This window comes from Anaerorudis cellulosivorans, from assembly GCF_025943985.1.
Taxonomy (GTDB): Bacteria; Bacteroidota; Bacteroidia; order Bacteroidales; family Dysgonomonadaceae; genus Anaerorudis; species Anaerorudis cellulosivorans.
This window is the reverse complement of the sequence record NZ_JAPCWE010000003.1, coordinates 109694-132898: the sequence shown is the minus strand read 5'-3', so window position 1 is coordinate 132898 and position 23205 is coordinate 109694. Positions and strand designations below refer to the sequence as shown.

The window sequence follows — 23205 nt, the reverse complement described above, 5'->3', positions numbered from 1 at the left end:
AAAATCATCAAAAATGAAACCATACGAAACCGCTGTCAAAAAACCTGTTGGAACGTCATTAATATTTATCGGGCTTGTTCTCATTGGGCTTATTTTTTATTTTCAATTACCCATCGACTTGCTTCCTGATATCGAACTGAATGTTGTTTCGGTAATGACATATTATCCGGGAGCAGGAGCCGAAGATGTGGAAACAAACGTAACGCGCCCGTTGGAAGATATTCTTAACTCCACAGAAAATTTAAAACATATCAATTCTCGATCGCGAGACGGAATATCGGTTATTATACTCGAATTCGAATACGGGACCAATACTGACAATGCAATGAATGATGTGAGGGATAAACTGGAATTGTCCTCACAATTGCTCCCCGACGGTTCTACCGATCCGATGCTTTTGAAATTCAGTGCAGATATGATGCCTGTGATGACCCTTTCGGCCACTGCCGATGAAAGTGCGGAGGCGATGTATAAAATATTGGATGATCAGATTGTTAATCCGTTGAACCGTATTTCGGGTGTGGGTACAGTTTCTGTCAGCGGAGCACCTCAACGCGAGATCCAAGTAAATGTTGCTCCGCAAAAGCTGGAAGCCTATCATCTCTCTCTTGAACAAATTGCTCAGATAATTGCTGCTGAAAATGTAAATGTGCCGGCAGGTAATTTCGATATCGGAACGCAAACGTATATGTTGCGTCTGGAAGGAGAAATGGCCGAAAGTCGCGATTTGAACGCTCTTATTGTCGGCAATAGTCAAGGAAAGCCTATTTATCTTCGCGATGTGGCAACTGTAAACGATACGGTAAAAAGTCGTGTTCTCGAAAATTACACGAACGGTCGACGCAGTGCTTCTATCATAGTACAAAAACAAACGGGAGCTAACTCGGTGGCCATTGCCGAAGCGGTGAAAGAGCAACTTCCCCAACTGCAAAGAAATTTGCCTCCCGATATTCAAATCGAAGTGGTGACTGATACGTCTGATTATATTCAAGTCGCCATCAACAGTTTGCTGGAAACCATTTTGCTTGCCCTTATTATAGTGGGAGTTGTTGTATTGTTTTTCTTGGGAAGATGGAGGGCAACGATCATTGTTTTAACGACGATTCCCATATCGTTGATCGGATCGTTTATTTATCTTTATATTACAGGCAACACCATCAATATTATATCGCTTTCGTCGTTGTCTATAGCCATCGGTATGGTGGTGGACGATGCCATTGTGGTATTGGAAAATATAACGACGCATCTCGAAAAAGGAAGTCGTCCGCGACAGGCTGCTGTTTATGGTACGGAAGAAGTTTCGTTGTCTATTGTAGCAGCTACCCTTACCATTGTGGCCGTATTCCTTCCTATGACCATGACAACCGGATTGGCCGGCATTTTGTTTGAGCAATTAGGTTGGATGGTAACCATCATCATCTTGCTGTCATTGATCATTGCCATGACGTTGACACCTATGATGAGTTCTTACATGTTGCGTGCTACGAAAGATATGAATAAGAATAAATTCGATATCTGGTACAGCCAAAAAATCCTTCCTTTGCTGGACAACCTCGACAAGAATTATGCCAAGCTTGTTAATTGGGCAGCCCGCAAAAGATGGCATACCGTAGGTATTATCGCAACTATTTTTATAGGCGGCGTTATTATTTGCGCTCTTACCCTGAAAACGGAGTTCCTCCCGTCATCGGATAATAACCAAATCGGCATGACCATCGAAATGCCAACAGGTACGCGTGTGGAAATAGCTCGGGAAGTAGGATTGAAAATCCAAAAAATGCTTAGCGAGAAGTACCCCGAGATCCAGATTATTTCTTTTTCGGTAGGACAGGCCGATGAAGATAATTTAATTGCATCCATGATGGATAACGGCACCCATTTGATGTCTTTTACCCTTCGACTGGTTGATGCGGCAGAGAGAAAAAGGACTATTTATGAAATTGCCGACGAAATTCGTAAGGATCTTTCCCAATATCCGGAATTGTATCGCTATCAAGTACAACCCGGAGGAGGTAGGATGTCGACGATGGGTGGAAGTTATGTGAATGTGGATATATATGGTTACGACTTGGCTACTACCGATCGTATTGCTGCCGATTTAAAAGCAAAACTTTCCGATATTAAGGGATTGCGTGACGTAACCATATCGCGTAAGGATTACCGTACAGAATATCAGGTTGAATTCGACCGTGAAAAATTGGCATTAAACGGTTTAACGATGAGTACTGCTGCCGGTGCCATCAGAAACCGAATCAATGGTCTCGTTATGACCCAATATCGCGAAGAAGGAGATGAATATGATATAACGGTGCGTTTCGAAGAAAAATACCGTCAATCTCTCGAGGATGTCGAAAACATTCTCGTATATACTCCCACGGGAGTAGGCGTCAGGATACGCGACTTAGGAACCGTAGTAGAAAGTTCCTCGCTTCCGCAGATCGATCGTAAAGACCGTCAGCGTATTGTAACGGTTCAGGCAACTATTTATCGTCGTGCATTGAACGAAGTAGTGCTCGATGTTCAGCAAGCTATCAATACTACCCAAATTCCATCCGAAATCGGCGTGGATATTACCGGTTCGCTCGAAGATCAGCAAGAGTCTTTTGGCGATCTCACCGTCTTACTCATCATCGCTGTGCTATTGGTATATATTGTGATGGCTTCGCAGTTCGAATCGCTTACCTACCCGTTTATCATTATTTTGTCTGTACCTTTTGCTTTTATCGGATCGCTTCTGTTATTGACCATTACGAACATTCCGTTGGGTATTATGGCTTTTATCGGGCTCATTATGTTGATTGGTATGGTGGTGAAGAACGGTATTGTGCTTATCGATTATATCAACTTGAATCGTGAACGAGGCATGTCTATTATCACAGCAGTGGTTCATGGTGGGCGATCGAGACTCCGTCCGGTATTGATGACGGCTTTAACTACTATTTTGGGTATGGTTCCGTTGGCTATCGGCACAGGGCAAGGTTCCGAAATATGGAGGTCGTTGGGTGTATCCATCGTAGGTGGTATGACCTTCTCCACTATTGTTACCCTAGTGCTTGTTCCTGCATTGTATTCCATTTTCGGTAGTTATGGCGTTAATCGCAAACGCAGAATACATCGAAAAAAATTGATCGAAACTGCCGAAGAAAACAACAGTGCGACGGGCGATACGAATACAACAATTTAAAAACAACAGCAATTATGAAAGCAGTAATGATAGTAATAGACCAGGCGCATTATAATGTAATCGTCGATAATCTTTCGAGATTGAATATCCGAGGGTTCACTTCGTGGAAGGAAGTGTACGGGAGAGGAAGCAAGGCAGGAGAACCGCATTATGGAACACATGCTTGGCCATCGATAAACAACGCTATTTTAACCGTTGTTGAAGATAATCGCGTAGCTCCTTTATTGAAATATCTCAAAGAGCTGGATGAGGAAGCCGAAAATTTGGGATTACGTGCTTTTGTGTGGAATATCGAAGAAATGATTTGAGCACCTTGCATTTTTCAATAATTCAGTCGACAAGCCGGACATTACGTTCGGCTTGTTAGTTTTCCCTCCTTCTGTTTTATGTTTCCCATTTTCTTGCTACTTTTGTTATTCTTGTTTTTCTTTTTCAACATTCGGATAATTTAGGTTTTTTTTCTATTTTATTCGTTTTCCATTCGTTTACGTTATATTTACGGAATAAATGCATTGTTCGAATTATTTTTTGTGAAATATGATTGATTATATCCGAGGTGAAATTATTGAGCTTACCCCTGCTTCCATTACGTTGGAATGCAATGGTATGGGGTATCAGGCAAATATCTCGTTGAACACGTATACTGCGCTCAATAGCCGAAAATCGGCAAAAATCTATATTTATGAATCCATTCGCGAAGATGCTTATGTGCTTTATGGTTTTGCAGAACGACACGAACGTGATATTTTTTTGCTTCTCATCAGTGTTTCGGGCGTTGGACCTTCTACAGCTCGAGTCATGCTGTCTTCCCTTAATTCCAAAGAATTGGAAGCGGCAATTGTTACTGAAAATGTAGGCCTGCTTCAATCTGTGAAAGGTATTGGTGTCAAAACGGCACAACGCATCATTGTCGATTTAAAGGACAAAATCCAAACGGCTGAAGATGCCGATATGATATCATTACCAAGGATCTCGACACTCTCGGCTGTGGCAAGAGAAGCTGTATCGGCGTTGGTTATGCTAGGGTTTTCACAGAATAATTCCCAAAAAATTGTTGCAAAGATTGTCAAAGAGTCGCCTGCTTTATCGGTTGAGGCCGTCATTAAGGAAGCATTGAAAAGGTTGTAATGCCGATTTCACTTGAACTTGTTATCTGTTTAAATCAGGATGGAATAATTTCCTATGTAAGGATAAACATATAAAATAATTTACTACTTTTACACTAATAAAGCGGAGATTCAGGATGAAAGTTTTCTATTTTTACCTTATGGTTTTAGCAGGTTTTTTTTTCTGCAGTTTGGGGATGCAAGCTCAAAACGTTGCCACGGGAAAAGATACCGTTAAAGTGGAATCTTCGGGTGAAACACCCATACAGATATTCGATTCCATGAGGATGATGCGTGATATGCCGTTGTCGCCTATTCATATATCGTCAAGTACATTAAATCCGTGGGAATCGTTCAAAATTGATCGGATTTATCCTCCACTCTCTGCTGTTTTTCAGCCCCCCGCTTCTTCACCCATGAGTTTTTTCGGTTGGAGCTCTGAGTTCCGGTATTCCCGGAACACTCTTGCCGGGGTTCTATTCACCCTCACTCCACGTTGGAGTTTATCTTCTTCAACGGCTATTGGATTAACCGATGCACCTTTAACCGGGGGTAAACAAAATTTCTACTGGATCAATGTAGGAGCCTTGTATAGTTTAAATCCAACTACTACATTTTCATCTAATCTCTATTACCATTCCAACTATGGAATCGTACCTTTTTGGAATGTATTATTCGGCATGAATTATTCTCCCGACAAGAGTTTTCTCATCGAAAGCGGGATAAATTATACGACTACGTCTAAAAATACTCTAGGGATCAACCAATCGTCCGTTATATTTAACGTACACAGTCGTTTCATGTTTGACGAGGGACTCTACATGAATCTGTTCGGAGGCGCTCCTCTTTATTGGAATGAGCAGGCACGTAATAAGCCCATGCCCATGATGCCACAGCCGTATGTAGGGGTAACTTCAGAATACTGGTTAATGCCGAAATCGGCAATTGAAGCGGGTGTGGTCTGGTATCGGAGTGTGTTTTCCAAAAAGCTGATTCCCAGGCCTGTTATCAGCATCAAGATTGATACATCTATCGAGTAAGTGCTATAAATTAATAAAATTTAACTATATCTTTTTTTGTAACATTTTCGTAATATCAAATTATTCGGTTACATTTGCACTTAATGCAACCGGGAATATGTGGTTTCTTTTTAAGAAATAGAACAAAAAAGTTCAGAGTTTAAATTTTTCTAACGACGCCTAGTTATACGATTGAGATCTTGTAGCCTGTGGCGTGTGTCAAAAGTTTTTTGTTTTAGGAATATCGTTATTAAGAATGGTAAAGAAAAAGTTTAAATGTTAGGGAAATGGAAGAGAATAATGAAAATATGGCGAAAACGCTGAAGCTGATTGCCAAAGATCGGGAAAGGACCAATATTTTACGCGAGGTGGAGCAAAAAACCATTGCTTACTTGGTACAGCGAATGCCATCGTGGATAAGTTCCGACGGATTAACGGCCATTGGTTTCTTCGGAAACATCTTGGTTGCCTGCAGCTTTATATTGGGCGCTTTTGTGAGCCGCTATTGGTTATTACTTTCGTTAGCCGGATTCCTTATTAATTGGTTTGGCGATTCGTTAGACGGACGGTTGGCATATTATCGAAATAAACCCCGTAAATGGTATGGTTTTTCATTGGATATAACGGTTGATTGGATTGGTACTATCCTTATCGGGTTAGGATATATGATTTATGCTCAGGGGCCTTGGAAATATGTGGGCTTTCTTTTCGTAGTGATGTATGGTTGGGAGATGATTACGGCTCAGCTTCGTTACAAAGTCGGAGGACAATATTCGATCGATTCGGGTATTTTTGGACCAACGGAAGTTCGATTGCTATTGGCAACCATTATTACTTTAGAGGTATTTATTCCCGGTTCCATTAATTATCTTGCAAGTGCAGCTTGTGTATTTTTACTTATTTCTAACCTTACAGAATGTCGCAAATTGCTTCGACTCGCCAATCAACGCGATGCTGAAGAGCGTATAGCAAAAGAAAAAGAATTGCAAAGCAGAAAAAAAGAAAATGCTTAAGCACATTATTGTTTTTACTAAAGCACAATTTTCCGCATTAATTGGGGGAATGGTGGACTATGGAATAATGATCTTCGTTGTTGAGGTGTTTCATATTCACTATACTTTGGGTATTGTTATTGGAGGAATTGTGGGGGCGTTTATTAATTTTATGCTCAATAAGCAATGGACCTTTAACTCCGATGGTGCGGTGTATCACAATTCGTTGTTCAAGCAGTTGTTGAAATTTTCTATCACTGTGATTAACAGTATTATGCTAAAATCTTCAGGAACTTATTTTGTGTCAACATTTTTCTCTATCGATTACAAGATTACTCGTATCATGGTCGATATCGTTGTTTCCACTTGTTTCAATTTCACGCTGCAAAAGGAATGGGTTTTCAAAAAAGTTCAAAAAGATAAGAAGGTTACCACCGGCCAAAGTTTTCAGCCGAATCCCATAAATACATTTATTCGCCAAGACAAAATGAGATAAGGGAAAATTCGAAAAACAGTCTGTTTTTATTGAAACAAATATAAAAAACAAAGCCAAAAAGAGTATTCGTCGTGTAAATATTATTAAATAATATTATACGACGTTAATTTTTTAATTTTAAGATGAAATGTTAAACAAAAAAGTCGTTTATTTGTTAAATAGAAAAGAAAAAGACGATCTTTAAAATAGGAATGTATGAAAAAATCAACCATGTGGTTACTTGCCGTGGTGATGTTTGTTGCTTTTTTTGCACTGCTTTTCTTACAGGTTCATTATATGAAAATAACGATCAGTGCACGAAATGCACAGTTTGACGAAGCAGTGAGAAAGAGTTTGAATAATGTAGTTAAACAGCTCGAAATCGATCAGACCTACCGTTATTTGCAGGAAGATATGATTGAGTCGGAAAACCGATATTATCAATATAGACAACCTCAATACGGTGGTTCGAGCACAATGGGCAAGACGTCGGAATCAACGATTGCCACACCTTCTGAAAGCGGTTCGGATCTGAAGCAAGGTATATCGGGCAGCAACACTCCGATGGATCAATCGACGGGAGTCTTTATTTCTCCCCATCATGGTGCCGGTTCTATTCCGAAGACCTCATACGATATGCAGCAATCGTTATCGAAACGTTATTTACACGAACAGGCGCTCCTGGATGAAGTGATTCTTAAAATTATGTACCGAGCAAGCGAAGAGCCTATTGAAAAACGTATCGATTTCAGACAATTGGATGCGTATATTCGTTCAGAATTGTTGTCAAACGGTATGAATGTACCTTACAGTTTCCAGGTAATCGATTATAACAACAGGGTAGTGTATGTTTCGCCGGGTTTCAATCCTAAAGATGAAAAGGCTATCTATACACAAACTCTTTTTCCAAACGATCCACCGGCAAAATTGAATACGTTGAGGGTGTATTTTCCTTCGAAGCAGGATTATATATCGGCAGAAATGAAGTTTTTTATTCCGTCTCTGCTATTTACGTTTCTTCTGCTGATTACCTTTATATACACCATCGTGACCTTGTTCAGACAAAAGCGTTTGTCTGAAATGAAGAATGATTTTATCAACAACATGACACATGAGTTGAAAACCCCTGTATCAACCATTTCGTTGGCTGCTCAAATGTTGAAAGACCCATCCATCACCAAATCGCCTGAGGTTTTTAAACATGTAACCGGTGTGATAAACGATGAAACCAAGCGCTTGAGCTTTCTGGTGGAAAAGGTGCTTCAAATGTCGCTTTTCGACAAACAACATACCACGCTGAAGATGAAAGAAGTGGATGTCAACGATTTGGTTGTGAATGTGGCGAATACCCATGTGCTGAAAGTGGAGAAATTTGGAGGGAGTCTCGATATTGATCTGCAAGCCGAAGATTCGCTTGTGATGGCCGATGAAATGCATCTTACCAATGTGCTTTTCAATCTGCTCGACAATGCGTTGAAATATCGGCGTGAAGATGTCCCTCTCAAATTGATGATACGAACGTGGAATGAAGGGAACAAACTCTTAATTTCCATCGAGGATAATGGGATTGGTATAAAAAAAGAATACCTGAAAAAGATATTCGACAGGTTTTATCGTATACCCACAGGCAATCTTCACGATGTAAAAGGTTTTGGCCTTGGCTTGGCGTATGTGTATAAAATCGTTACCGATCATAAAGGAACAATACGTGCCGAAAGCGAAGTCGGCAAAGGCACTAAATTTATAATTAGTTTACCCGTAATAACAAGAAAATGATATGGAAGAGAAATTAAAAATTTTTTTATGCGAAGATGATGAGAATCTTGGCATGTTGCTTAGAGAATATCTCCAGGCAAAAGGATATGAAACTGATCTTTTCCCGGATGGGGAAGCCGGTTTTAAAGGATTTGTGAAAACGAAATACGATTTGTGTATTGTGGATATCATGATGCCCAAGAAAGACGGAATAACCCTCGTTAAGGAAATCCGATCTATCAATAGTGAAATTCCCGTTATCTTTTTAACGGCGAAGAATATGAAAGAGGATGTGGTAGAGGGATTCAAAGTTGGAGCAGATGATTACATTACCAAACCGTTCAGTATGGAAGAACTGGTACTTCGTATCGAAGCCATCATTCGTCGTGTGCGAGGCAAAAAGGCCAAAGAACAGCAAGTGTATAAATTCGGCAACATGGTTTTCGATACGCAGAAGCAACTGCTTACCATTGGTGATCAGCAGACCAAGTTGACAACCAAGGAATCGGAATTGCTTGCCCTGCTTTGCGCTCACGCCAACGATATATTGGAACGCAATCACGCGCTGAAGCAGATTTGGGAAGAAGATACCTACTTCAATGCCCGAAGTATGGATGTGTATATTACCAAGTTGCGTAAATTGTTGAAAGCAGATCCGAATATCGAGATAATCAATATTCACGGTAAAGGATACAAGCTTATTGTTCCTACCGAAGAAGAAAGCAGTGAAGCACAGTTGCAACAGCAATAACGGTGATTTTTTTCGGAACATGAAAAAGCTGCCCAGCAGAGGCAGCTTTTTTTACGGTTCGTCTTTCAACAACAGTTTTTTCAATTCTTTTACTCCCTCCGATGCCCCTTTACGAATGTGATGGATATCGCGTCGGTGCATTGCCACGTCTTTGGGATCGATAAGGTAGATCGGCACTGCGTTGGGTACATAATTCAACAAACCTGCGGCAGGATATACTACCATCGATGTGCCGATAATTACAAAAATATCAGCCTGCCGCGTTATTCTTATCGCTTCTTCAATCATGGGTACAGGCTCTCCAAACCACACCACATCCGGACGCAGTTGATAGCCTTTTTCGCATACATCACCCACTTTTATATCGGGATTATCTTCCGAAAGCCGGTAAACCAACGACGGATCGCCTGTGGATCTGGCATTCATCAGTTCGCCATGCAAATGGATTACATGGCTGCTTCCTGCCCGTTCATGCAGGTTGTCGATGTTTTGCGTAATAATGCTCACATCGAAATATTTTTCGAGATCTGCCAAGCCTTTGTGTCCCTCGTTGGGTTTGGCTTTCAGCAATTCCCTTCTCCGGGCATTGTAGAAATTGAGCATTAGTTCAGGATTTCGAGCAAACGCTTCTGGAGTGGCTACTTCTTCAACCGGATATTGTTCCCATAAACCACCCGAATCGCGGAAAGTGGAAATGCCGCTTTCTGCACTCATCCCCGCACCTGTCAGGACTACTAGTTTCTTTTTCATTATCACTTAATCTGTTAAAAATACTTTAGAATACAGCAAATGTAGTTTTTTATTCGTGAAAAAGCGAATTATTTATATTAAAATCGTATTTTTGTCATCAAAGATTTTGAATCTTCATAATACATCGTGTAAATAAATTCATTAACACCAAAAAAGAGAACAATGAAAAGAAAAAGTTTTTATGTGCTTGCTGCTTTCGCTGCATGCAGTATGATGTTTGCTTCCTGTAATGGAAGTTCTACGCCGAAAGCTTCGCTGAAAGACCCCGTTGATACGCTTTCGTATGCTTATGGCGTTAGTTTAGCCGATCAAGGACTTATGCAATTTTTGGAACAAAGTGGAGTAATCGAAAACACATCCAACATCGAGTATGAATACCAGATGAAGATTTCTGCTGCCAAAGATTCGCTTGAAAAACAGAATCTTGAGAAAGAAATGAAAGCAAAAATCGATTCGTTGAATAAGATAAATGCTCCTAAACTGAACGATTTTATCAAAGGATTGAAAGAAGCTCTCACTGCCGGAAAAGAAAAGTCGGCATATATTCAGGGATTGAGCATCGGACATCAGATTTCGCAGCAAATGTTGCCCGAGTTCAACAAGTTTGTATTTGGTGATGATTCCACCAAGCGAATCAAAACGGATCCCTTGTTGGCCGGTTTGGCCGGAGTGATCAAGAATGAAGATTTGGCACTCGGTAAGATGGATGCCAATATGTATATTCAGAAAGAAATTCAAGAAGCCCAAAATCGTCAAATGGCGAAACAGGAAGAACAATTGAAAGAACAATACAAGGATTCTATTGCAGCCGGAGAGAAATTTTTGGCCGAAAATGCCAAGAAAGAAGGCGTGATAACGCTTCCCAGCGGTTTGCAATACGAAATCATTAAACGCGGATCGGGTCCCATTCCCACCGATACCGATCGGGTACGTGTTCTTTATCAGGGAACATTGCTTAACGGAACCGTTTTCGATAGCAGTCTGAATCGCAACGATCCCGCTATTTTTGGAGTAACCCAAGTTATTCCCGGATGGACCGAAGCATTAAAAATGATGCCTGTAGGATCGAAGTGGAGAATTTACGTACCTTATGACCTTGCTTATGGTTCGCAAGACAGAGGAACCATTAAACCGTTCTCTACGCTTGTTTTCGAAGTAGAATTGCTTGGAATAGAGAATAAATAAGATAATCGGTTCGTTTTTAGTTTGACGACAAATAGGGAATTTGCTTGCGGGCAGGTTCCCTTTTCTTGTTTATTTTGTCTTTTTGTTGATCTTTCCTAATAATATAAATTTTAAATATAATATAGGGTATATCTATATCATTCGTTATCTGCTTAGTTTTTAGTCGTTTTTATATAGCCGAGCGGTATTATTATGCCTTTTGTTATTATATCCCGCTTTTTTTCTCATTATGTAAAAATAAATGCTATATCTTTGTCATTGTTTTAGGTATCAAAAGGCTTTGATTGTTTTCGACAAGGAATAAAAATAAAAAATAAGAGAATAGGTATACGATAAATGAAATTATAAAAAAATAGTCCCTTACACTTATAGAATAATAGAAAATTTAGAAAAAAACTTATCAAAATAGTATTTATTTGAAAAATTCGTATATATTTGCCTATTATAATTAAATGTGTAATTGTGTTAATCGGGATTATGAATAAAAATAAGAAAAAGTCATATTTATCATATTTATAATTTAAAAGTAGCGTTTTATGAAAAGAAAACTGATGATGTTTTTAACCCTGTTCATATTGGGAATAGGGTGGGTTTCTGCCCAGGTAAGTTCTATAAGCGGGAAAGTTATATCCGCTGAAGATGGACTACCTGTAATAGGTGCGACAATAATTGTAAAAGGGACCTCAATTGGTACTGTTACCGATATTGATGGTAATTTTACATTGAATTTGCCTTCTGATGCAAATACGCTTGTTATTTCGTATGTAGGAAAAGAAACTGTAGAAGTTACAGCAAAAAATGGAATGATTGTTGAATTATTTGACAGTGTATCTCAGTTGGATGAAGTAATCATCACTGCTTTTGGAACCACAACAAAAAAATCCTTTACAGGATCAGCATCTGTAATTAAAGAAGATGATATTATTAAACGTCAAACTTCCAATATTACCAATGCTTTGGTTGGACAGGTTGCCGGGATACAAGGTTTGTCTTCAAATGGACAACCCGGTACAGGAGCCTCTATTCGAATTCGAGGAATCGGTTCAATTAATGCCAGTAATGCCCCACTTTATATTGTTGATGGGATTCCTTATGATTCGGATATTTCTGCTCTTAATAATGCCGATATCGAGTCGATAACGATTTTAAAAGATGCGGCTTCTAATGCCTTATACGGAGCAAGAGGTGCAAATGGGGTTATTATTATTACAACAAAACGCGGGAAATCAAGGGAAGCTCTTGTTACAGTGGATGCAAAATGGGGAAATAATTCTCGTGCAGTGCCTTCGTATGATGTGATGACTGATGCCGGAATGTATTATGAAACATTTTACCGAGCATTGTATAATAGCAAAATTTCGTCAGGCGTAACAGCTGCTCATGAATATGCCAACAAAAATCTTTTGGATGTTTCACAGGGAGGATTAGGCTATTTGGTTTACACAGTTCCGAAAAATGAACGACTCGTCGGAACAAACTTTAAATTAAATCCTAATGCTAGTTTAGGATATTCTGATGGAAAGTTTACTTATTTACCTGATGATTGGTATGATGAATTGTTTAAAGCCAATAATCTTCGTCAGGAGTATAACGTTAACGTTAGTGGCGCACTTGATAAATTATCTTATTATGCTTCCATAGGAAAGCTCGATGATACCGGAATTATTGAAAATTCCAATTTCTCCAGATTTTCTACAAGAGCAAACATCGATTATCAAATTAAGAATTGGTTGAAAATCGGTTCTAATTTATCATTTGTTCAAACTAAAAGCAAATACCCAAGTGAACAAACAACAACTAATTCTTCCGGAAATTTGTTTTTTTTGAGTTCAAATATTGCTCCAATATATCCGTTGTATATTAGAGATGCAAGTGGGAATATCATGCGTGATAATAATGGCTTTATTATGTATGATTACGGAGATGGGAAGGTGATACCTAGTAAACGTCCTTTTATGAGCCAATCAAATCCGGCTTCAGCAATTGCTTTGAATAAAGAATTTTATTTAACGGATTATTTTATTGGGAAATGGTATGCCATAGCCGATTTGTATGAAGGTTTAAAATTTACAATTAATTACGGATTGACCAATTCGAATCAAAAATATCAATATACATTAAATCCGTTTTATGGGCAATTTGCTGCTATGGGAGGAGCAGCGGGTGTCTCTCAATCTCGCTTTACGAGTACAAATCAGCAATATTTGTTGACTTATCAAAATCGATTTGATTTGAATAATGTCGATTTGCTTTTGGGCTATGAATCTTATGAATTAAAAGACAGTCATTTATCCGGTTACAAACAAAAACTTTTTCAGCCCTTCATTCCTGAAATCAGTAATGCAATTCTTCAACCTAGTACTTCATCTGACACAGATACTTATGCTACTATGGGTGTCCTTTTTCAAGCAAAATATGATTATGATTCAAAATATTTTGGTTCTGCATCATATCGAAGAGATGCATCTTCTTGTTTTGCTCCAGAAAATCGGTGGGGTAATTTTTGGTCGTTAGGGGCAGCATGGGATATAAATAGAGAAGATTTTATGTCTGCTGATTTTATTGATCTGTTAAAATTGAAAGTGAGTTATGGAGCACAGGGTAATGATAAACTCTATTATCCGGATACTGAGGATATAAATTATTATCCTTATATCGATCAATATGACGTAACTGAGACTAATGGAGAATTTGCTACGGCAAGAAGTTACAAAGGGAATAATAATATTACATGGGAAACTTCTTATAATTTCAATATGGGGGTAGATTTTTCAATGTTCAATCAACGTTTCAACGGTACCCTAGAAGCTTTCTCACGTCGTACAGATGATATGTTGTATTATAAACCTATGCCGGGTTCTTCAGGATATACCGAATCCCCCATGAATATTGGATCTGTAAAGAATTCAGGCTTCGAGACCGATTTACATATGGATGTGATTAAATCGCATTCATTGATTTGGAATGTTTATGTAAATGCAACTTTTTTAAGAAACAGAATCATTTCTTTAGATGAATCTTTAAAAGGGCAATGGATAGATGGCAATTATATATACAAAGAGGGATCTTCTATGTACAATTTTTATCTTAGGGAATTTGCCGGAGTAGATCCTGAAACTGGAGCTTCTTTGTGGTATAAAGATATCAAAGATGAAAATGGTAATGTTACGGGTCAGGAAAAAGTAACTAATTGGTCTACGGCTACACAATATGAATTAGGAGACATTCTTCCGGATGTTTATGGAGGATTTGGAACTTCTTTAAATTATTCTGGTTTTGATTTTTCGGTTGCTTTTGCTTATCAATTAGGTGGAAAAATTTATGACGACACCTATGCTAACATAATGCACTCGGGTTATAGTTCAGATGCAGGGAGAAATTGGCATAAAGACATTTTGAAAGCATGGACTCCTGAAAATCCGGATACTGATGTTCCTCGGGTAAATTCCAATGATCAATATACGAATTATATGTCGGATAGATTTATTATTAGTTCGGATTTTTTAAGTTTGCAAAATATTACTTTGGGGTATACTTTTCCGAGTAAGCTATTGAACCATTTCAATATTAATAAGCTTCGAATTTATTGTGTTGCTGACAATGTAGCACTTTTATCTGCGCGCAAAGGATTGGATCCTCGTCAAAGTTTTACTACTTCGAACGCAGAATTGTATACTCCGATCAGATCTATATCCGGAGGAATAAATATAACATTTTGATAAATAATCTGATATAATAAATTTACAATATGAAAATGATTAATAAAATTTTAATTTTCCTTTTGGGTGCAGTAGTCTTAATCAGTTGTGAAGATATACTAGAAACAGCACCAGAAGGAGGAACATTAACTCAAGAACAGAAGAAAGATGCTTTTGAAGCCAATCCGGCTTTATTGGCTTCCGATGTTGCAGCTATGTATGCTAACATGATTGCTTTCGGGGCCATTCTAGGGGAAGATTATCATAACGATTTCGGGTATGCTGCCGCTTGCTTAATGATGGAATCTAATGGTGCAGACATGACTTGCGCCAATGTTGGTTATAATTGGTTCGCTCCTAATGCAAGTTACGCAGATAGGGTTTATACAAACACTCGAACCCTCTTTATGTGGAATCTTTTTTACAAGCAAATTGCTTCGGCTAATTTGGTCATTTCTTCAGTAGATTCTGCAACAACCGATCCTACTTTAAAAGCTTTTAGAGGGCAAGCTTTAGCCGTGCGTGCGTTTGATTATTTGAACTTAGCTCAAACTCATCAGTTTACTTTCATTGGCCACGAAGAAAAGCTTTGTGTTCCGATTGTTACCGAAAAAACAACTGCAGAACAATTGGTAAATAATCCTCGAGCTTCTGTGAAAGCGGTTTATCAATTGATCAAAGATGATTTAGATGAAGCCATTACTTTATTGGAAGGCTACAAAAGGCCCGATAAGGGCTACATAGATCAAGCCGTAGCTTATGGATTAAGAGCACGCGCAAATCTTATAATGGGAGAATATTCAAAAGCAGCGGATGATGCTGAAATGGCTTTAAATTTATCCGGAGCAGGACCATACTCTCGTGATGAAGTATCAGTTCCTGCTTTTTGGAATGCAAATGATAATACTGTGATTTGGGCAAATATTATTACGGAAAATAATGATATTGTCACAAGCGGTATTATAAATATGCCTTCGCATTTATGTTCTTTCTATACCGATGGCTATGTAGGTGTCGGTGCATGGAAAAAAATCAATAAACCTTTATATGATTTAATTTCAAAAACGGATGTTCGTAAAGGATGGTGGTTAAACGAAAATTTAGAATCTCCACTTGTTGCAGATGCTTCTTATGACAAATGGTTTGGAATAGCGTCATCTGATGGAGATTTTGGTCCTTATACCAATGTTAAATTTGGTGCTGATAATAATGATTTAAATACTTTGATACCAGCACAAGATTGGTTTTTGATGCGCGCAGAAGAGATGCTATTTATCAAGGCAGAAGGATTAGCCATGAGTGGACGAGTTGGCGATGCAAAAAATTTACTTGAAAATTTCGTAAAAACGAATAGGGATTCGAATTATAAATGTAATGCGTCTACACTGGAAACACTTAGAGACGAAATATGGTTTCAAAGAAGAATCGAATTATGGGGAGAAGGTTTTTATTACTTTGATATTATGAGATTGAAGAAACCTGTTACCAGAGTTGAAAACGGGGTAACTTCATTCCCTGATGCTTGGCAATTTAATATTCCTTCAGAAGATCCGATATTGTTATGGCTTGTACCAAAGAGTGAAATTGAAGCGAATGAAGGAATATCGGAAGAAGATAATAATCGGAAAGTTGATCCTCCGGTTGCTCAGTAGGAGATCTCGTTTCATTTTTAAATATATGAATCATAAAATTGGATAATATGAAAATTAACAAGATATTTCTTTGCGTTCTAAGTGTTGGATTGCTATCTTTTTTGTCTTGCGAAGACAGCATAGAAAGGGAGCCTTCGCCAATTGTTCCTCCAAATTGTCAAAATGTATTCTTTCCTAATTCAAACACAACTGACATCGAATTGGAGCCTACAGAACTAGCTCAGGTAATAGTAGCGATATCAAGAGAAGATTCGAAAACGGCTGCAACTGTTCCAATCAAGGTCTTCAGCGCAGATGATGTTTTTAATATTCCGGAAACTGTTACTTTTGATGCCGGAGAAGAAACAACGAGTTTTGTAGTGACTTTTCCTGAAGCAGAAGAAGGAATAAAATATAGTTTTGAAATAGGAATTTCAGGTGATGAATATTTTAATCCATACATAAACAATAAAACTTCTATAAAAATTTCCGTAATTCGTATTAAATGGGAAAACATTGGAAAGGGTGTAATGATTGAGGGGCTTATTCCAACTTTCTTTGCAGTACCTGCATTATATCCTTTTTATGTGGATATTCAAAAAGCAACTTTACCCGGTGGAATTACTCGTTACCGTTTGGTTAACCCATTTAAACCGATGGAGTCGGAAGATTTTGATGAGTATGGTATAGCTGATGGTTACCCTTATAATACTCCTGAAGATATGTTGGAGGGAGATTTTTATTTAGTAATTAATGTTGATAGCAAAAATAATGCATCTATCTTGCCTCAACAAATAGGATTTGACTGGGGATATGGTTATTTTTTGACCGGGTCTGCATACATGAATATTTCTGATGATATAAATGAATATCCATTAGGAAGATATGATGAAGAAAATGATGTGATTATTTTTCCGGAAAATTCGTTGTTTATAAGTATGTCGGATTATAATAACGGTGAAAAATATTCATGTGAAACTCCTACTTTTATTTATTTAAATCTCGAAGCTTATTTAAATGCACAACAAAATGATAATGAAGAGGAATAAAATTATTTATTTCTCTTCAAAAGATATCGGACTAATAAAAAAGCATCCTCTTGGGGTGCTTTTTTTATGAACATATTCTTTCAATGGTTGTTTTAATTAGTAGATAATTAAAGCAAAACGAAAGGATTTTTTTCTTACATTTGGAATGAATTTCTTAGCCAAATAAAGAATTGACTTACGAAATATTTACAACAAACAGCTTGTTAAACTAAAAAATTCATTGATTATGAGCGAGGAAGACAAGGTATTGGAATATGATGAACAGGATTCCGTAAGATTTATACAAGAGCATTTGCCCGATGAAATGAGAGGCGAGTTTACCGACGATGAGATAAACTATATTGTGGATCTCGTCTATGAGTATTATGAAGAAAAAGGCTTTTTGGATGAGGAGGAAGATGCGGAAGTGATAATTGATGAGGAAGAATTGTTGGCATACGTCATCAAAAACGCACAAAAAGATGCGATAAGGGATTTCTCAGAAGATGAAATTGAAGCCATCGTAGCGGGAGAATTGGCTTATTGCGATTCATTGAATCTTTTCTATTAAAAAACAAAAGTTATGAAACAGGTATCATTGGTTTTAACTGCACTTTTCTTGGTTGCAACGTTAACATTATCGAGTTGTGGAGCAAGCAAGACAGTTCAGGGTGCAGGAATTGGAGCTGCAAGCGGTGCTGCATTGGGTGCAGGCATCGGGGCCATTGCCGGAGGAGGCAAAGGAGCAGCATGGGGAGCAGGAATTGGTTCGGTAGTAGGAGGAACAGCAGGTGCCATCATCGGCAATAAAATGGATAAGCAAGCCAAAGAATTGGCCGAGATTGAGGGTGCACAAGTGGAGAAAATTAACGAAGGACAGGCCATTAAGGTTACTTTTGAATCGGGTATTTTGTTTGCAACCAATTCCAGTACATTGAACGAGGCTTCGCGCGAGTCGCTGGATAAATTTGCCGAATCGCTGAAAAGCAATCCCGACACCGATATCAAAATTTATGGGCATACCGACAGTACCGGCAATGACGCCATTAACAATCCTTTATCGGAACGTCGTGCCGAAGCAGTTTACAATTATCTTCTCTCAAAAGGGATAACGGGAACCCGTATGGAGGCAAAAGGATTTGGATCTACGCAACCTATTGCCGACAACAGTACTGTTGAAGGAAGAGCTCAGAATCGCAGGGTTGAAGTTTACATTCTTCCCAACGCCAAAATGATTGAGGAGGCTCAACAACAGGCAAATTAGATCGAGAGAGAGAATCGGTTGACGAGGGTTGTTGCTTCCTCTGTAATTGAAAAACAAAACGTATTGCCGGATAAAAAACGACAATGCGTTTTGTTATTTTTGCTACATTTGCTTCCAAAGGAAGAATATTTGAAAGAGAAAGAAAAATGCCGGACAAGAAAGAAAAATACGTGCAATTGATTTCCGCCATAAGGTCTCTTACCGAGTCGGAAAACGATATTGTTGCCAATATGGCCAATGTGGCGGCTGCAATAAAAGAAACCTTTGGGTTTTTTTGGGTTGGATTTTATATCGTGAAAGGGAATCGATTGGTGTTGGGACCTTTCCAGGGACCTGTGGCCTGTACCCGTATCGCTTATGGAAAGGGTGTTTGCGGAACGGCTTGGAAAGAACGGAAAACCCTTATCGTGCCCGATGTGGAAGCTTTCCCCGGGCACATTGCATGCAGCCGTTTTTCGCGTTCCGAAATTGTCGTTCCCGTGATGAACGAGAATGAGGTAGGGGCAGTGCTGGATATCGACAGCGAACGTTTGGCTGCTTTTGACGAAACAGATGCTTACTATCTCGAAAAAATTGTTGAGTTGATACGTCCTTCACTTTTTGGCCTGACCAATTTCGATTCCTGAGGAAGTTTCTTCGATTTTTCATGCATTGGCTTTTTTTTCTTACCTTTGCAACTTTGAAAAATCTGAAATATAAACACTTCAATTATCGTGGCTGATACAAAGTACATTTTCGTTACGGGCGGTGTAGTTTCTTCGTTGGGGAAGGGTATTATAGCATCGTCTATGGGTAAACTGTTGCAAGAAAGAGGCTACAAGGTTACCATTCAGAAATTCGATCCCTATATTAATGTGGATTCGGGAACGCTGAATCCGTATGAACACGGCGAATGTTTTGTGACGGTGGATGGACATGAAGCCGATTTGGATTTGGGACACTATGAACGTTTTCTCAATATTCAAACCACCCGCGACAATATCATCACCACCGGACGTATTTATCAGAATGTGATTATGAAAGAGCGTCGCGGCGATTATTTGGGTAAAACGGTACAGGTTATCCCCCATATTACCGACGAAATCAAACGAAACATCAAACAGCTGGGCATTAAACATAAATTCGATTTTGTGATTACCGAAATCGGCGGAACAGTGGGTGACATTGAGTCCACACCGTTTTTGGAAGCGGTTCGTCAGTTGCGGTGGGAGTTGGGCAAAAATTGTTTTTGCGTGCATCTCACCTATGTGCCTTATCTGAAAGCAGCGGGAGAGGTGAAAACTAAACCGACTCAACACTCGGTGAAAGAGCTGCAATCGTTGGGTATTCAACCCGATATGCTGGTTCTTCGTACCGAACAAAAGTTAGACGAAGATATTCTGCATAAAGTAGCTCTGTTTTGCAATGTCGAAAAGCAGGCTGTAATACAGTCGGTTGATGTTTCTTCCATCTACGAAGTCCCCATTATGATGCGCGACCAGGGAATGGACGAGGTGGTGTTACGCAAAATGAATATGCCGGTGGGAGAAAAACCGGCCATGAAGGCGTGGATTGCTTTTCTTGATAAACGCAAAAATGCCACCGAGGAAGTTCGCATTAAACTGATAGGAAAATATGCCGAATTGCCCGATGCGTACAAGTCCATCAGAGAAGCTCTTTCTCAGGCCGCCATTTATCACGACCGCAGGTTGGTCTTGCAGATATGCCATTCCGAAAAAATAAACGAAAAAAATATGGCCGATATTTTGAAGGATGCCGATGGTATTGTGGTTGCTCCGGGATTCGGACAGCGGGGTGTCGACGGCAAGTTGACGGTATTGAAATATGCTCGCGAAAACGATATCCCCACTTTCGGCATTTGCTTGGGTATGCAGTGCATGGTTATCGAGTTTGCCCGCAATGTGTTGGGCTATGCCGATGCCGATTCTACCGAAATGGATCCTGAAACCAAACACAATGTCATCGATTTGATGGATGAGCAGAAACATATTACCAATATGGGCGCCACGATGCGCTTGGGTGCTTATGATTGTGTGCTGAAAAAAGGGTCTCTTGCCTACAAGGCTTACGGAAAAGAGCTCATACAGGAAAGACATCGCCATCGCTATGAGTTTAATAATAAATATAGAGAAGAATTTGAAGCAGCAGGGATGCTGTGTACAGGGATAAATCCCGATTCGGATTTGGTGGAGGTGGTTGAAATGCCTTCGAAACGATGGTATTTGGGCACCCAGTATCATCCCGAATACAATAGTACGGTGGTTTCGCCCAATCCCTTGTTTATGAGTTTCATGGATGCTGCCATCAAAATGAGCGAAGAACATAAAGAAATAAAAGTTCAACATAAAAAAAAGTAATTTGGTATAAAGAATAAGAATGGATAAAAATACAACAATAGGCCTGTTGCTGATCGGTGCTATTATTATTGCGTTTTCAATTTATAATCGTCCAAGCCAAGAAAAACTGGCTGAAGAGCGAAGGATTCGCGATTCGTTGGTGATGGTGGAGACCGAGAAAGCAAAAGTGGCAGGAGAAAAGCAAGTTGCCGACAGTGTGGCGCCGATCAGTCAGGCAAAGAATGAAGTAGCCGATTTTTTCGATTCTCCTTCAGCAATAACAGAAAGCGACTCGTTGGTATCCCCCACACAGTCTGAAAGAAAATTGGTAGCTCTCGAAAACGAGAAGGTGAAACTTTTGCTCGACACCAAAGGTGGTGGCATTTACTCGGTGCAGTTAAAAGGATATTTGCGTTACAATAAAGACAGCCTTTATCTCTTTGAAGGAGACGAAGGACAGTTTAATCTCGATTTGTATAATCGCAAAAGCGTGAAACTGTCGAGTGCAGAACAAACCTTTGTGCCGATAGTTTCAGACGATGGCCGTACGGTAACAATGCGCTTGAAGAATTCCGACAGCCAATATCTCGATTTTGTGTACACCTTGCCCAAGAACGAGTATATGATGAAATTCGACATCCGACTCGTGGGAATGAACAACGGACTTCATCCCGAGAGTCTGACAAATTTTAAAATTAACTGGTCGCAGAAGCTGCGTCGTCAGGAAAAGGGAGACGCCTTTGAGAAACGCTATTCGCGAATTTATTACCGGTATCATAATCAGGGTACAAAAAAAATGAGTGAGAGCCGAAAGGAAACAAAAGAAATTACCGAACCCATTCAATGGTTTGCTTTTAAAGATCAGTTTTTTACTTCGGTGATTATCCCCGATAAACCTTTTGAAAGTGTAATTCTTTCATCTACACCTCTTGTTTCGGAGAACTATTTGAAAGATTATAAAGCCGATGCATGGGTGCCTATTGTGGCTGATCACGAAAAAAACGAGTACGCTACAGGATTCAGGTATTATTTTGGCCCTGTACATTATACCACACTGAAAGCTTATGACAAGGGGGTGGAAAATCCGGAAGACAAATTGTATCTGCAGGAATTGGTAGAATTGGGTTACCGTTGGCTGAACTGGGTAAATAAGGGGTTGGTAATACCTGTGTTCAATTTTTTTCTTTCGCTCAATTGGAATATGGGATTGATCATTTTTATTCTCACATTGATGGTTAAGTTGATCATTTTGCCTCTTACTTTCCATTCCTATAGGTCGTCTGCAAAGATGCGGGTGTTGAAACCGGAAATCATGGAGATCGAAAAAAAATATCCAGGAAAGGATCAGGAGCAAATGATGAAGCGCCAGCAAGCAACAATGGATTTGTACCGAAGAGCAGGGGTGAATCCCATGAGCGGATGTCTGCCCATGTTGTTGCAGATGCCTGTTCTATTGGCTTTGTTCTTTTTCTTTCCGTCGGCTATCGAATTGCGTCAGCAAGGATTTTTGTGGGCTGATGATCTCTCGACCTACGATTCCATTATTTCGTGGAGTGCCAATATTCCGTTTATCACACGGTTTATGGGAAATCACATCAGCCTGTTCTGTTTGTTGATGACCACCGTGAACGTGATTTACGGACTTTACAACATGAACCTGACGGATACAGGGCAGCAACAGATGAAAGCGATGAAGTATATGCCTGTATTTATGTCTCTTTTCATGTTCTTTTTCCTGAATTCTTACCCCGCAGGTTTGAACTACTATTATTTCCTTTCCACATTGATTACTATCGTTAGTACCTTTATGTTCAAACAGTTTGTGAACGAAGAGAAACTGTTGGCTCAATTGCAGGAAAATAAAAAGAAACCGGTGAAAAAATCGGGATTTATGGCTCGATTGGAAGAAGCACAAAAAATGCAGGAAAAACAGGCCAGAGAAAGGGCTAAAGAAAATGCTAAAAGGAATTACCGGCGCAGATAATAAACCGGGAATAATACGATAAGAATGAAAAACCCGAAAACGCACTG

18 protein-coding genes are annotated in these 23205 nt (G+C 39.3%); 17 read left to right on the top strand and 1 reads right to left on the bottom strand.

The features are described from left to right. Positions 1-13: 13 nt before the first annotated feature. The 8 genes from OLM34_RS02380 to rprY all read left to right on the top strand — a co-directional run bounded on the left by OLM34_RS02380 (position 14) and on the right by rprY (position 9282). Positions 14-3184 (top strand): efflux RND transporter permease subunit, encoded by a 3171-nt coding sequence (locus OLM34_RS02380; RefSeq protein ID WP_264404975.1) that lies wholly within the window; start codon positions 14-16, stop codon positions 3182-3184. A gap of 14 nt (positions 3185-3198) precedes the next feature. Beyond that, the gene (locus OLM34_RS02375) at positions 3199-3492 is read left to right on the top strand and encodes a PG0541 family transporter-associated protein (RefSeq protein WP_264404974.1); all 294 of its coding nucleotides are present in this window, start codon (positions 3199-3201) and stop codon (positions 3490-3492) included. Between the two features lie 229 nt (positions 3493-3721). Next, entirely contained in the window at positions 3722-4312 is a 591-nt protein-coding gene (gene ruvA, locus OLM34_RS02370) for a Holliday junction branch migration protein RuvA (protein ID WP_264404973.1), read from the top strand. A gap of 115 nt (positions 4313-4427) precedes the next feature. Beyond that, on the top strand, positions 4428-5330 hold the full coding sequence (locus OLM34_RS02365; RefSeq protein WP_264404972.1) for a hypothetical protein: 903 nt from the start codon (positions 4428-4430) through the stop codon (positions 5328-5330). 266 nt (positions 5331-5596) lie between these two features. Beyond that, on the top strand, positions 5597-6322 hold the full coding sequence (locus tag OLM34_RS02360) for a CDP-alcohol phosphatidyltransferase family protein (RefSeq protein ID WP_264404971.1): 726 nt from the start codon (positions 5597-5599) through the stop codon (positions 6320-6322). Then, positions 6315-6797, top strand: a complete 483-nt coding sequence (locus OLM34_RS02355; protein WP_264404970.1) for a GtrA family protein — start codon at positions 6315-6317, stop codon at positions 6795-6797. Before OLM34_RS02360 ends, OLM34_RS02355 begins: the two co-directional genes overlap by 8 nt. A 195-nt stretch (positions 6798-6992) precedes the next feature. Then, the gene (locus OLM34_RS02350; protein ID WP_264404968.1) at positions 6993-8552 is read left to right on the top strand and encodes a sensor histidine kinase; all 1560 of its coding nucleotides are present in this window, start codon (positions 6993-6995) and stop codon (positions 8550-8552) included. Between the two features lies 1 nt (position 8553). Continuing rightward, positions 8554-9282: a response regulator transcription factor RprY gene (rprY, locus tag OLM34_RS02345; RefSeq protein WP_264404966.1), complete on the top strand. Its 729-nt coding sequence runs from the start codon at positions 8554-8556 to the stop codon at positions 9280-9282. Positions 9283-9333: 51 nt separating this feature from the next. On the opposite strand, the gene OLM34_RS02340 is transcribed toward rprY, so the two are convergent. Beyond that, the gene (locus tag OLM34_RS02340; protein WP_264404965.1) at positions 9334-10032 is read right to left on the bottom strand and encodes an SIR2 family NAD-dependent protein deacylase; all 699 of its coding nucleotides are present in this window, start codon (positions 10030-10032) and stop codon (positions 9334-9336) included. 162 nt (positions 10033-10194) lie between these two features. Between OLM34_RS02340 and OLM34_RS02335 the strand changes: the two genes are divergently transcribed. From OLM34_RS02335 to yidC, 9 genes are all read left to right on the top strand, one after another. Next, the gene (locus tag OLM34_RS02335) at positions 10195-11217 is read left to right on the top strand and encodes an FKBP-type peptidyl-prolyl cis-trans isomerase (protein WP_264404964.1); all 1023 of its coding nucleotides are present in this window, start codon (positions 10195-10197) and stop codon (positions 11215-11217) included. A 536-nt stretch (positions 11218-11753) separates the two neighbouring features. Then, positions 11754-14936 (top strand): SusC/RagA family TonB-linked outer membrane protein, encoded by a 3183-nt coding sequence (locus tag OLM34_RS02330; RefSeq protein ID WP_264404963.1) that lies wholly within the window; start codon positions 11754-11756, stop codon positions 14934-14936. 29 nt (positions 14937-14965) lie between these two features. After that, the gene (locus OLM34_RS02325; protein WP_264404961.1) at positions 14966-16567 is read left to right on the top strand and encodes a RagB/SusD family nutrient uptake outer membrane protein; all 1602 of its coding nucleotides are present in this window, start codon (positions 14966-14968) and stop codon (positions 16565-16567) included. A 47-nt stretch (positions 16568-16614) separates the two neighbouring features. Further along, on the top strand, positions 16615-17595 hold the full coding sequence (locus OLM34_RS02320) for a hypothetical protein (RefSeq protein ID WP_264404960.1): 981 nt from the start codon (positions 16615-16617) through the stop codon (positions 17593-17595). Positions 17596-17821: 226 nt separating this feature from the next. Next, positions 17822-18145 carry a hypothetical protein gene (locus OLM34_RS02315; protein ID WP_264404959.1) on the top strand — a complete coding sequence of 108 codons (324 nt, stop codon included), beginning with the start codon at positions 17822-17824 and terminating at the stop codon, positions 18143-18145. A 12-nt stretch (positions 18146-18157) separates the two neighbouring features. Continuing rightward, positions 18158-18838, top strand: a complete 681-nt coding sequence (locus OLM34_RS02310; protein ID WP_264404958.1) for an OmpA family protein — start codon at positions 18158-18160, stop codon at positions 18836-18838. A gap of 146 nt (positions 18839-18984) precedes the next feature. Continuing rightward, on the top strand, positions 18985-19464 hold the full coding sequence (locus OLM34_RS02305) for a GAF domain-containing protein (RefSeq protein WP_264404957.1): 480 nt from the start codon (positions 18985-18987) through the stop codon (positions 19462-19464). Between the two features lie 87 nt (positions 19465-19551). Continuing rightward, positions 19552-21195, top strand: coding sequence for a CTP synthase (locus tag OLM34_RS02300; protein ID WP_264404955.1), 1644 nt, complete (start codon positions 19552-19554; stop codon positions 21193-21195). 19 nt (positions 21196-21214) lie between these two features. Further along, on the top strand, positions 21215-23158 hold the full coding sequence (yidC, locus tag OLM34_RS02295; RefSeq protein ID WP_264404954.1) for a membrane protein insertase YidC: 1944 nt from the start codon (positions 21215-21217) through the stop codon (positions 23156-23158). Positions 23159-23205 lie beyond the last annotated feature (47 nt).